We start from the raw sequence: 11,763 nt of genomic DNA, 5'->3' as shown, positions 1-11,763 counted from the left end.
CCTGGGGTCCGATCCGGGTACCGTCTTATACAGCTGGGGGAAGCGGGACAATTCGTCCCGCCCGACGTTGGGAGTGGGCCATGACACCAATCGGAGGGATGCTGCCAGGGCTCCCGTCCCGGCGGTACGCCATATTGATCGACGTCGGCTACCTCTACGCGGCGGCCGCGGAGCTCCTGCTCGACGCCACCTCCCGCCGCGACTACCGGGTCGACGCCGAGAAGCTCATCAAATCCCTCATCGAACGGGCCGCCCACCACCTCTCCGACGGCGAGCTGCTGCGCCTGTACTGGTTCGACGCCGCCCGCGACCGCGTCCCGACAGTGGACCAGCGGGTCATCGCCAACATGGAGTTCGTCAAGGTCCGCCTCGGGAACCTCAACTCGCGCGGGCAGCAGAAGGGCGTCGACGCCCAGATCCGCTCCGACCTGGAACTGCTCGCCCGCCACCACGCCGTGCACGAGGCGATCCTCCTCGCGGGCGACGAGGACATGGTCCCGGCCGTCGAGGTCGCCCAGGCCTACGGCGTGCGCGTCCACCTGTGGGGCGTCGAGCCGCCGTACGGCACCAACCAGGCCGAGCGCCTCGTCTGGGAGTCCGACACCGTCGCCACCATCGAAGCCGAGGATCTGCGCGCGTACTTCACCAAGAGCGGCACCGCCGCCGCGGCCACGTACAGCATGGTCGGGGCGCCGATGACGCAGCCGGAGCCGCGCGTGCCCAGCCCGGCCGCCGTGTTCGGCCAGCGCCAGTCGGTGGCCGTGACCATGAACGCCGCCGACGCGCTCGCGCAGGCCGAGTCGGCCCGGCCGAAGTTCGTGCGCACCACGCAGACCGGTGAGAAGCTCGACCCCGAGACGGTGCGCCAGATCGGGGAGTACGTGGGCCACAAATGGCTCCTGACCAGGGGGCCGGACAATATAGCGGACCTCCTGCCCGGCCCGCAGCTGCCGACGGTCATCGACAAGGAGCTGCTGGTGGAAGCCGAGAAGGAACTCGGCTACTCTCTACGCGACCACCCGGAAGCGCGGATCTGGGTCCGCGACGGCTTCTGGGAGCGGGTGCACCGCGAATTCGATATCGACGATTGACGGCTCAAGGACAGGCGAGGAGTAGCGCTCGATGGATCTGGAACTCAAGGTCGTCCGGGACTTCGTCCCGGCCCGCCGTGGCAACCCCACCGATGAGCCTGTGCTCAAGGTTCTTCGGGGTCGTCCCTCCCCCGAAGAACTGGCAGCCCTGGTCGGGCTGATCGCGGCCCTGCCGCGCCCGGTCGAGGAGTCCGAGGCGCCGAGCCGCCGGGCCGCGTGGTCGAACCCGGGGCTGCAGCTGCGGGTGCGCCGGTCCTGGCGCGACACGTCCGTTCCGGCCCGCAAGGGCATGGACCGTTGAGCCGTCCGTTTGTGCTGGCCTCGCAGTCGCCGGCGCGGCGCGAGCTGCTGAAGGCGGCCGGGATCGAGCCGCAGGTGATCGTCTCCGGCGTCGACGAGAGCCGGGTGATGGGCCACGACCCGGCCGAGCTGGCGGCGACGCTCGCGGAGATGAAGGCGAACGCCGTCCTGAACCTGGTCGGCCCTGATTCGCTGGTGCTCGGGTGCGATTCGGTGCTGCACTTCGGGCACGAGGTGCTCGGCAAGCCGGAGGGGCCCGAGGAGGCGACCTCGCGGTGGAAGCGGATGCGCGGGCGCTCGGGGACGCTCTACACGGGGCACTGCCTGATCGACGTGGCCGCCGACCGGCAGATCGTGCGCTCGGCGGGGACCGAGGTCCACTTCGCGGAGGTCTCCGATGAGGAGATCGCGGCGTACGTGGCGACGGGCGAGCCGCTGCACGTGGCGGGTTCGTTCACGCTCGACGGCTACGGTTCGGCGTTCATCGACCGCATCGACGGCGACCCCGGCACGGTGATCGGATTGTCGATGCCGTTGCTGCGCAACATGCTCGGTGAGTTGGAGATCCCGCTGCACAGCCTGTGGCGTTAGGCGCTGACGCGGCGCCTCCGGGTCTTCGTGGCCTCTTTGGCGTCCACCGCTTCCAGGCGCCAGCGGCGTGCCGCCTCCAAGGTGGGGCCGCGCCCGTTCTCGATGTGCGCCAAGGCGATCGCGGCGGCCCGTTCGGGGTCGGCCGCTTCGAGTGCTTCGAGGAGCTCGGCGTGCTCCTGGCGCTGGCGCTCCGGGTCGAGTTCCACCGCGAGGTGGAAGAGCCAGCGCATGCGCGCTTCCAGCGGTTCCATGATCTGCGCGAGCAGCGGGTTGTCCGCGGCCGCGGTGACCTCGCGGTGGAAGGCGGCGTTCGCGTCGGTGAGCGCTTCGGGGTCGGCCTGGGGGCGCACGCATGCTCGCAGGCGGGCGAGTGCTTCGGGCCCGGCGCCGGTCGCGGCGAGGCGGGCGGCGAGCGGTTCGAGTCCGGTGCGCACGTCGAGGAGGTCTTCGATGTCCTTCGGGGTGGGCACGGTGACGATGCTGCCCTGGCCGGGGACGGTGGTGACGAGGCCGTCGGCCGCCAAGCGCTGCATGGCTTCCCGCAGCGGGATGCGGGAGACCTCGAACTCGGCGGCGAGGTCGCGTTCGATGAGGCGCGCGCCGGGTTCCAGCCCCAAGGTGACGATGCGTTCGCGCAGTGCCTGGTAGACCTGTTCGGCTCGGGTCATGATCGCTCTCTCCACGGGCCCGGCCGGGTGGCCGGGGGTCGGGTCAACGGTATACGGTCGCGGCTAGTGGTATACCGCTAAGAAGGAGATTCGCACATGACCGACCTGCTGCTGCGCGACGCCCGGCTCTGGGGCCGCGAAGGACGCACCGACCTCCTGGTCAAGGACGGCGTGATCGCGGCCGTCGCCGACACGCTCCCGGCCGACGGCGCCCACGTCGAGGACCTCGGCGGCGCCGTCGTCATCCCCGGCCTCGTCGACGCCCACGCGCACGTCGACAAGACCCTCTGGGGCGGCCCCTGGGTGCCCCGCACCGCCGGGCCCGGCCTCGCCGCCGCCATCGCCTACGGCGCCGAGCGCCGCGCCGAGTTCGGGATTCCCAACGCGGACTTCATCACCGCGCTGCTGACGAACATGAGCGTCTCCGGCACCACCCACGCCCGCTCCCACGTCGACATCGACCCCGGGATCGGCATCGGCGCCGTCCACGCCGTGCGCGAAGCCGTCGAACGCCTCGACGGGCGCATCGACGTCGAACTCGTCGCCTTCCCCCAGACCGGCATCCTCGCCAGCCCCGGCACCGCCGAGCTCATGGACGAGGCCCTCGCCGCCGGCGTGAAAACCGTGGGCGGCATCGACCCCGAAGGCTTCGACGGCGACGCCGCACACCACCTCGACCTCGTCTTCGCGCTCGCCGAGAAGCACGGCGCCGAGATCGACATCCACCTTCACGACGGCGGCGAACTCGGCGTCCGCACCTTCGACCAGATCATCGAGCGCACCCGCGCCCTCGGCTACACCGGCAAGGTCGTCATCAGCCACGCCTTCGCCCTCTGCGACGCCGACGACGCCACCCGCGCCCGCCTCATCGCCGACCTCGCCGAGCTCAAGATCGGGCTCACCTCCGTGGCGCCCAAGAAGATCCTGCCGCTGCGCGAACTCGACGAAGCGGGCGTGGCCATGGGCATCGGCAACGACGGCGTGCGCGACCTCTGGAGCCCCTACGGCACCGGCGACAACCTCCAGCGCACCCAGTGGTTCGCGCGCAACGCCGGGTTCAGCAAGGACGCCGACATCGAACTCGCCCTCGAAGCCGCCACGTTCGGCGGCGCGCGCCTGCTCAAACTCGACCGCTACGGCCTCGCCGTCGGCGACACCGCCGACCTCGTCGCCCTCAAGGGCCGCAACCCCTCCGAGGCCGTCCTCGAACACCGCGCGCGCACGCTCGTCGTCAAGAACGGCCGCATCGTCGCCCGTGAAGGCGCACTGGTCTAACGCCACTTGATGCCGCACCCCGTCGACGGGTAGTGCGGCTCGGGCACCGGCCGTCCCCGGCGCACCAGCTCGATCGCGCGCGCCAGGTACTCCCCGGTGACGGGCACGCCGTTGCCGGGGGTCGAACCGTCGAACGCGCCCCGGTAGGCGAGCGTCCGGTCCGGGCCGTACAGGAACAGATCCGGTGTGCAGGCCGCGCTGTAGGCGCGCGCGACCTCCTGCGACTCGTCGACCAGGTACGGGAACGTCCAGCTCGCGCGCGCCACCTGGTCGGCCAGGCCCGCCGGGCCGTCGTCCGGATAGCTCACGGCGTCGTTCGCGCACACCGCCGCCACGTCCAGGTCCGCCTGCCCGGCCGTGACCGAGCCGAAGACCTGCTCGATGTGCCGCACGTACGGGCAGTGGTTGCACAGGAACGCCACCAGCAGCATCGGCGCGTCGAACCCCGCGAGCGAACGCACCTCCCCGTCCAGGTCCGGCAGCGAGAAATCAGGGGCGGGCGTGCCGAGCGGCACCATGTTCGAGTTGAGGGCCAAAGGAATCGCACTCCTCACATGAATGACAGAACCCCATCGTAGGGCGCCGCGCGAAAATTCTCTGCGATCGTTCCCCTGCTGCCCTAAGCTCTTCCGGTGCTTCCCCACCGATACCTCTCAGATATGGAAGACAGCCACCGCTGGCTCGACTTCCCCGTCCGCGACGGCGACATCGTCATCAACACGCGCTCCAAACACGGCACCACCTGGACGCAGATGATCTGCGCCCTCCTGGTCTTCCAGAGCCCCGACCTCCCCGCGCACCTCTCCGAGACCTCGCCCTGGCTCGACTGGACCATCGCCCCCAAAGACGAGGTCTTCGCCCGCCTCGCCGCCCAGGAGCACCGCCGCTTCATCAAGACCCACACCCCGCTCGACGGCATCCCGATCCACCCGGGCGTCCGCTACATCGTGGTCGCCCGCCACCCCCTCGACGCCGCCGTCTCCCTCTACCACCAGGGCGCCAACATCATCCGCGAACGCGTCGCCGAACTCACCGGCGAACCCGTCCCCGAAGCCAAGAAAGGCCCGCGCCCCGACCTCCACGACTGGCTCGTCGGCTGGACCCTTTCGGGCAACGACCCGCGCGAGCACCCGGACATGCTCCCCGGCGTCATGATGCACCTCGGCGACGCCTGGGCCCGCCGCGCCGAACCCAATCTCCTCCTCGTCCACTACGCCGACCTCGCCGCCGACCTCGACGGCCAGATGCGCCGCATCGCCGCCTGGCTCGGCATCGAAGTGGACGAGGCGCGCTGGCCTGAGCTCGTCCGGGCCGCCACCTTCTCCGAAATGAAGTCGAAGGCCGAACAAGTGGCCCCGGACCCGGTCGGCCTCTTCCGCAGCCGCGACGCCTTCTTCCGGAGCGGCACCTCGGGCTCGGCCGCCGGGCTCCTGACCCCCGAAGAACTCGCGGCCTACACCGAACGCGTGGCGGCGCTGGCCCCGCAGGACCTCCTGACCTGGCTCCACCGCCCTTAGTGCGCACGGAAGTGCGGCGGGGCTCCAGGCCAGGTAGTTGGAGCCCCGCCGCCGGCCGTCCCGACTACCCCACTTCGTCGGACGGCCTCCTGGTGATGGCGGCAAAGTCTCTTGTCGAGCAGGCTTGGTCTCTGCCGCCGCGCCACCGGGGTGCGTGGAATCAGCGTAGAACCGCCCAATCGACTTGCACAGTCGAAAACCCGACAAGTGCAGACATTGCCATTTGCGCATGGGAAACCGCGGTTCCAGGCGCGGATCGCCCGGTCTCAGAGTCCCTTGTGGATAAGGCTTCTTCGCGTTCGGCCCGATGCTGCTCGGGCCCTTTGAACTCGCGGCCGGAGATCTCGACTTGTGCGATTCGACGGAGGGTCGCGAGGAGGGCGTCGCCGAGGACGGTGCCGACGATCATGGCCTCGAGAATCTCGTCGCGGTCCTCGCGCAGCGACAGGAGGTGGATGTCGGCCCCGGCGATCTCCTCGGCCGCGCGCGCGTACCGGTCCTCGTGCTCGACGAGGTCGCTGAGGCCGAGGAGGCGCAGGCGGCCGATGACGTCGGCGAGCTGGGTCAGGTACTCGTGGTCGGGCGGGACGAGGTTCCAGCCGCGCCGCCGCACGATCGCCCGCGCGGTCTCCATGTCGGCGTCCTCGGGCTGCTCGGCGGGCGCGCGGTGGCTGGAGAGCGCCCGGCTGGCGACGCCGAGCGCGCTGTCGAGGTCGCGGCGCGGGTCCTCGACCTCGGCGAGGACCTCGCGGACCTTGGCGATCGGGAGCGCGCCGGTCTCGACCATGGAGCGCACCAGCCGCAGCCGCCGCACGTGCTCCTCGCCGTAGCTGACCTGGTTGTGGCCGGTCCGCTCGCCGCCGGAGACGAGCCCTTCGCGCACGTAGTACTTGATCGTGGCCACGGGGACCCCGGTCCTGGCGCTGAGCTCACCGATTCGCATGCGTCCTTCTTACCCGAACCGCGGTGGTGACCCGGCCGATTTAGTGATAGTTTCACTATCGATAGTATCGCTCTCAATGCAAGGAGCACCCCTCATGAGCGCCACCCTCGCCACCAAACCTGCCGCCAGACGCGGCCGCATCGCCGTCCTCGTAGTCGCGATCGCCAGCGTCGCGATCGTCCTCTACGCCGTGCCGCCCTACCTCGTGGGCATGGAATCGCGCGTCGGCATCCGCGAAGACGTGCCGATCCACCTGCCGTTCCTCATCGCCCACGCCGCCGCCGGAGGCATCGCGCTCCTCGTCGGTCCCTTCCAGTTCTTCGGCTCGATCCGCCGCAGGGCCCCGAAGGTCCACCGCGTCCTCGGCCGCGTCTACCTGCTCGGCGGCATCCTCCCGGGCGCCCTCACCGGCATCGTCGTCGGCGTCCTGACCACGGCCGGGCCGATCGCGCTCGTCTCGTTCGTGTTCCTCGACGTGTTCTGGCTGTACGCGGCCGTGCGCGCCTACCGGGCCGTGCGCGCCCGCGACTTCGCCGCGCACGAGCGGTGGATGCTGCGCAGTATGGCCGCGACGTTCGCCGCCGTGATGCTGCGGGTCTACCTGGGACTGTTCATCGCCGTGCAGATCCCGCTGCTTGAGAGCGTCTACGGCGGCGACTTCGAGGCGCTCTTCAGCGTCGCCTACACCGCCGCGATCGTCGGCTCGATCGTCCTTAACCTCCTCTTCATCGAGATCTACCTGCGCCGCAAGGCGAACCGCCGGATTTCCGCTGGCGCCGCCTGAACCGCGGGCATAGGTTGGGGCGATGAGCGACGCGTACACGATCTCCTCCGACCCCGACCGCCTCGACCGCGACTGGATCCACAAGGTCATCTCCACCGACACGTACTGGGGCGGCGACCGCACCCGCGAGCGCATGGACCGCGCCATCGACAACGCGATTCCGTACGGGCTCTACGACGCGGACGGCCGCCAGCTCGCGTTCGCGCGGCTGGTCACCGATCGCGCGACGTTCGCGTGGCTCAGCGACGTCTACGTCGACCGCGAGGCGCGTGGGCAGGGCCTGAGCAAGCGGCTCGTCGCGCACATCGTGGACGAGTCCGAGCGGATGGGCCTCAAACGCGTCCTCCTCGCCACCGCCGACGCGCAGGGTCTCTACCGGCAGTTCGGGTTCAGCGAGATCGACGACGACTACTCGTGGATGTACCGGGTGCGGCCCGCGCAGCCATAACCGTGTGCGAACACTCGCTGGTCCATGATCGGCGGACGGGTGTCGCCACGACGCGCTAGGCTGGTGCGTTCTCGAATTCGAGCGAGGAGCGCAGTGTCCCAGGAACCAGGCCCCGCCGACGCCCAGCAGGAGCAGGACGTCGACACGACGCACGCCGTCCCCGTACCCGATCCCGGCAGCACCCCCGAGCAGGAGATCGCGATCGAGCAGGGCTTCGTCGACCGCGTGTATGCGCGCGTCGACGTGCTCCGCGGTGAAGCCGAAGGCAACCGCGACTCCGGCTACGCCCACCTCGCCGCCACGGTGCCGGGCGCCCGGTACGAGCGCGACGTGTTCGTCTACCAGGCCGCCCGCCGCATCGCCGACCTCGACTCCCAGCACGAGGGGCTCGTCTTCGGCCGCCTCGACTTCGACGACGGCAAGGTCCGCCACGTCGGCCGCCTCGGCGTGCGCGACGAGGAGTACCGCACGCTCCTCGTCGACTGGCGCGCGCCCGCCGCCGCGCCGTTCTACCGCGCCACCGCAGTGGACCGCCAGGACGTGGCCCGCCGCCGCGTCATCCGCTCGTTCGGCCGCTCGGTCGAGGAGATCAGCGACGACCTGCTCAATGAGGACGCCGCCGACCGCCTGCCCGTGATCGGCGACGGCGCGCTCATGGCCGCACTGGGCCGCAAGCGGACCGGGCGCATGCGCGACATCGTCGCCACCATCCAGGCCGAGCAGGACGCCGCGATCCGCGCGCCCGGCCGCGGCGCCACCATCATCACCGGCGGGCCCGGCACCGGCAAGACCGTCGTCGCCCTCCACCGGGCCGCGTTCCTGCTCTACCAGGACCGCAGCCGCTACGAGGCCGCCGGCATCCTCGTCGTCGGCCCCTCGGCCGTGTTCATGAAGTACATCGGGCGGGTCCTCCCCAGCCTCGGCGAGGAGACCGCCGCCCTGTACTCCCTCGGCGAGCTGTACGCCGGGGTCGAGGCCACCCGGCAGGACCGGCCCGAGGTCGCGGCCGTCAAGGGCGGCACCGTGATGCTCCCGATCCTGCGCCGCCTCGTCCGCCAGACCCCGCCCGGCGCGCCCGGCGAGCTGCGCATCGTCTACCGCGGCGACGTGTTCAGACTCGACGCCGCCGAGCTCGCGGCCGCCCGCGCCCGAGTCTTCGAGAAGGAGCCGCGCCCCAACCTCGCCAAGACCGAGGCCGGACGCGCCCTCCTCATCGCCTTGTGGCGCAAGATCAAACCGGTCATCGAAGAGGCCGAACCGGCGAAGTTCTCCCGTGACGTCGGCTCGCGCGGCGAATTCCTCACCTTCCTCGACCACTGGTGGCCCGACCTCGACCCCGCCGACGTCCTCGGCTGGGGCGGCGACGCCCGCCGCCTCGCCTCGGCCGCCGAAGGGCACATGAAGAAGGACGCCATCGAAGGCGTCGCGGCCTCGCTGCGCGAGACCGACTTCTCCATCCCCGACGTCGCGCTCCTGGACGAGCTGCGCATCCTCCTCGGGGTGAAGCCGCAGCCGCGCAACCGGGACCGCATCCGGTCCTGGGACGGCATCCAGGAGGTCTCCACCGTCCAGGACCGCTACTACGACCGGCCCGAACGGCAGGCCCGCGACGCGTTCTACGAGGACTACGCGCACGTCATCGTCGACGAGGCCCAGGACCTCTCGCCCATGCAGTGGCGCATGCTCGGCCGCCGCGGCCGCGGCGCCGGATGGACCATCGTCGGCGACGAGGCCCAGTCCAGCTGGCCGCGCCCGAGGGAGAGCGCCGACGCCCGACGCCGCGCCGTCCCCAGCGGACGCCTCCACGAGTTCCACCTCACGAAGAACTACCGGAACTCCAAAGAGGTCTTCGAGTACGCCGCCGAATGGGCCAAGCCGCGCCTGCGCAACATCGACCTCCCCGAGGCCGTGCGCGAGACCGGCGTCGCCGTCGCCCAGCTCGCCGTCGCCGACGACGCGCTCCTCCCCGAGGTCGCAGGCGCCGTCGTCCAGGCGCTTGACGCGGTCGAAGGCACCGTCGGCATCATCGCGCCCTACGGCCGCCACGCCGAACTCGCGAACATCGTCCACGACGGACGCGTGACCTTGGTGGGGCCCTTGGAGTCCAAGGGCCTCGAATGGGACGCGGTCATCGCCGTGGACCTCGAGGCCGTCGCGTCATCGCATGGTGCGGGTGTCGCCTACGTGGTCCTTACGCGCGCTACGCAGCGGCTCACGCGGATCGACCTCGCCTAGCGCGCTTCCGGATTGCGTTTGCTTGCGGTTCAGGCGGGCAGCGACGAAGAGGTGGATAGCCGGCCGGGGCCTGTTGGTGGCTTGCCGGTTGGTTTTGGGGCGGGGCGCGACACTCCCGACCGCGGGGGCCGGGGGTCGCCTGTTCCCTTGCGGCGCTTGTGGGTCGGGCCTAGATGTGAAGGTTTTATACACGTGTGGGTGATGACAGCCTGGGCCTGTTCGAGGGATAATTGAGGTACGTACAGGGACAGGGAATTCGTACAGGTGACGGGGTAGGTGCAAGCAGACTACGCCAAGCCTCTGGCCGATCCGACAAACCGACTTGTTCCGAGGCGACGACCCGGTAATGCCAGGGTTCTCCCCCTTCTCGGGGGCGTCAGATCTCATCCCCGTGCCATCGGACCGCAGCTGTCCGCGCCCCCGACGGGCCGTGACTGGGTGGACGGTTTCCTGGAAGGGATCACCCCGCCAGTAGGCGTTGCCTCACCCCGAGGCACACGCAATCAGAGACAGACCCGCCAGCGCAACAGGCAATCCCAGACCAGGCAACACAGGACCTGGCCCGGCGAAACCCGACCGCGTGCATGGCGAACAAGCGCACGACCGTGTCAGGGTCGTCGCGTTAGACGGGTTCGTTTGGGGCCTGCGCGCGGTTTCGTCTTCGCAAGGCGGTGACCAGCGCAGTCGCTGCGATGAGTGTTGCGGTGGGGAGCCAGACGAGGTTCGGATGCTCCTCGGCCGACACCGGCTGCCAGCGCGAACCGCCTGAACCGATGAACACGAAATCGGTCCAGCCGGAGGACGAGTACTGCGCAACCAGGTCGCCGGGGTTCACCGGCTCGCCGGTGACTACTTCGATCGCGCCAGGGGACACCTCAGGGGCCGCGTAGCGGACCGAGGTCAGTTCGCAGGTGCGGGCGATACCGAAGCTGAGCGCGGCGCGTTCGCACTCGCCGACCTCGACCACTTCGGCCGTGGAGTCGCCGCGCTCGCCGAACGGTGCGCCGTAGGCGAACCGGACTTCGACAGCCAGTGACACCAGGGCAATGACCGCCACGAGGCCGGCGATGTCGATGAGATTGCGACGCCAGGACTCCGCGCGTGTCGGCTCTGGGCTCGCGGGCTGGTGAGGCTCCGAAGGGATCAGGAACCGGAGCACCACCGCCACTACCGCGAAGACCAGGAGCGCAAACACGAGCATCGCGGCGAGGTTGACCAGCGTGGTCATTCGATTGCCTTGAGGTGCAGGGCTTTCAAAGTGCCGAGGACCAGTAGGAGTTGGGCTGCGGCGTAGGTCGCCATCACCGATTGGGACTGGAGCGGGAAGTCGAAGCCCGCAACGCCTGAGCCGAGGATGAGGTCGGAGACCACGAAGAGGAGGCCGCCGAGAGCGGCGGTGCGGTTGAGGGCGCTTGCTTCCGCCGCCATCGCGACGAGCAGCAGGCTGTACACCGCAACCGGTATGGCGAGGAAGTCGAGGCGTGGCCAGAGCACCACGTTGGCGCCCAGCCAGAACGCGAGATAGCAGGCGGGCACGGGCCAGCGGCGGTGGATCGGGGACGTGCTTAGGCGGATGAAGACCGCTAGGTAGGTGATCTGCATGAGGGCGAACAGGCCCATGCCGGTCAGGAACGCGGTGGTGCCGTCGACCAGTAGGGCGATGTCTGCCGCGCAGGCGAGGAGCAGGCCGAGGCCGAAGAGGCGGGCGGTGCGGAGGCCCGGGGAGGTCGAGACGATGAAGTGGCAGAGGAGCAGCAGCGTAAGCGCGGGCTTGCTCGCCCAGCGGACCGGCTCGGCGTCGAAGGTTATTGCGGCGAGGTCGATCGCGATGGCTACTGCGAACGCCCACAGCCACAGGCGCGCCGGGAAGCGCACCAGCACCGAGCGGATCAGGACGAGGGGAGGGTTCAT

At 70.1% G+C, this 11,763-nt stretch carries 13 protein-coding genes; 8 read left to right on the top strand and 5 right to left on the bottom strand.

Annotated features, from left to right (window positions below; all coding sequences use genetic code 11):
* Positions 1-80 precede the first annotated feature (80 nt).
* The 3 genes from ACZ60M_RS13115 to ACZ60M_RS13105 are packed head-to-tail and all read left to right on the top strand — an operon-like array spanning position 81 to position 1,982.
* Entirely contained in the window at positions 81-1,091 is a 1,011-nt protein-coding gene (locus tag ACZ60M_RS13115; protein ID WP_465417703.1) for an NYN domain-containing protein, read from the top strand.
* Positions 1,092-1,122: 31 nt separating this feature from the next.
* Positions 1,123-1,392, top strand: coding sequence for an acyl-CoA carboxylase subunit epsilon (locus tag ACZ60M_RS13110; protein ID WP_465417701.1), 270 nt, complete (start codon positions 1,123-1,125; stop codon positions 1,390-1,392).
* Entirely contained in the window at positions 1,389-1,982 is a 594-nt protein-coding gene (locus tag ACZ60M_RS13105; protein ID WP_465417700.1) for a Maf family protein, read from the top strand. Before ACZ60M_RS13110 ends, ACZ60M_RS13105 begins: the two co-directional genes overlap by 4 nt.
* Here ACZ60M_RS13105 and ACZ60M_RS13100 read toward each other — a convergent pair.
* Positions 1,979-2,650, bottom strand: a complete 672-nt coding sequence (locus tag ACZ60M_RS13100) for a GntR family transcriptional regulator (RefSeq protein ID WP_465417698.1) — start codon at positions 2,648-2,650, stop codon at positions 1,979-1,981. The two genes, ACZ60M_RS13105 and ACZ60M_RS13100, sit on opposite strands and share 4 nt — an antisense overlap.
* Before the next feature lie 96 nt (positions 2,651-2,746).
* Between ACZ60M_RS13100 and ACZ60M_RS13095 the strand changes: the two genes are divergently transcribed.
* A complete protein-coding gene (locus ACZ60M_RS13095; protein WP_465417696.1) occupies positions 2,747-3,925 on the top strand; it encodes an amidohydrolase in 1,179 nt (392 codons plus the stop codon).
* On the opposite strand, the gene ACZ60M_RS13090 is transcribed toward ACZ60M_RS13095, so the two are convergent.
* Positions 3,922-4,461 carry a thioredoxin family protein gene (locus tag ACZ60M_RS13090; RefSeq protein WP_465417694.1) on the bottom strand — a complete coding sequence of 180 codons (540 nt, stop codon included), beginning with the start codon at positions 4,459-4,461 and terminating at the stop codon, positions 3,922-3,924. The two genes, ACZ60M_RS13095 and ACZ60M_RS13090, sit on opposite strands and share 4 nt — an antisense overlap.
* Positions 4,462-4,584: 123 nt before the next feature.
* On the opposite strand from ACZ60M_RS13090, the gene ACZ60M_RS13085 reads away from it, so the two are divergent.
* Complete coding sequence (locus ACZ60M_RS13085) at positions 4,585-5,442, top strand: sulfotransferase domain-containing protein (protein ID WP_465417693.1); 858 nt, start codon at positions 4,585-4,587, stop codon at positions 5,440-5,442.
* Between the two features lie 160 nt (positions 5,443-5,602).
* Here ACZ60M_RS13085 and ACZ60M_RS13080 read toward each other — a convergent pair whose 3' ends face one another.
* On the bottom strand, positions 5,603-6,385 hold the full coding sequence (locus ACZ60M_RS13080; RefSeq protein ID WP_465417691.1) for a MerR family transcriptional regulator: 783 nt from the start codon (positions 6,383-6,385) through the stop codon (positions 5,603-5,605).
* A 94-nt stretch (positions 6,386-6,479) separates the two neighbouring features.
* Between ACZ60M_RS13080 and ACZ60M_RS13075 the strand changes: the two genes are divergently transcribed.
* From ACZ60M_RS13075 to ACZ60M_RS13065, 3 genes are all read left to right on the top strand, one after another.
* Complete coding sequence (locus tag ACZ60M_RS13075) at positions 6,480-7,169, top strand: DUF2306 domain-containing protein (protein ID WP_465417689.1); 690 nt, start codon at positions 6,480-6,482, stop codon at positions 7,167-7,169.
* Positions 7,170-7,191: 22 nt separating this feature from the next.
* Positions 7,192-7,617 carry a GNAT family N-acetyltransferase gene (locus ACZ60M_RS13070; protein WP_465417687.1) on the top strand — a complete coding sequence of 142 codons (426 nt, stop codon included), beginning with the start codon at positions 7,192-7,194 and terminating at the stop codon, positions 7,615-7,617.
* Between the two features lie 93 nt (positions 7,618-7,710).
* Complete coding sequence (locus tag ACZ60M_RS13065; RefSeq protein ID WP_465417685.1) at positions 7,711-9,852, top strand: HelD family protein; 2,142 nt, start codon at positions 7,711-7,713, stop codon at positions 9,850-9,852.
* 622 nt (positions 9,853-10,474) lie between these two features.
* Here ACZ60M_RS13065 and ACZ60M_RS13060 read toward each other — a convergent pair.
* Together ACZ60M_RS13060 and ACZ60M_RS13055 are read right to left on the bottom strand one after the other, a co-directional pair.
* Positions 10,475-11,080: a hypothetical protein gene (locus ACZ60M_RS13060; protein WP_465417683.1), complete on the bottom strand. Its 606-nt coding sequence runs from the start codon at positions 11,078-11,080 to the stop codon at positions 10,475-10,477.
* The gene (locus ACZ60M_RS13055; RefSeq protein ID WP_465417681.1) at positions 11,077-11,763 is read right to left on the bottom strand and encodes a lysoplasmalogenase; all 687 of its coding nucleotides are present in this window, start codon (positions 11,761-11,763) and stop codon (positions 11,077-11,079) included. The genes ACZ60M_RS13060 and ACZ60M_RS13055 overlap by 4 nt, the downstream gene beginning before the upstream one ends.

The sequence above is a fragment of the Glycomyces sp. NPDC050141 genome (assembly GCF_055586545.1).
This window is presented reverse-complemented; position numbering and strand designations above follow the sequence as displayed.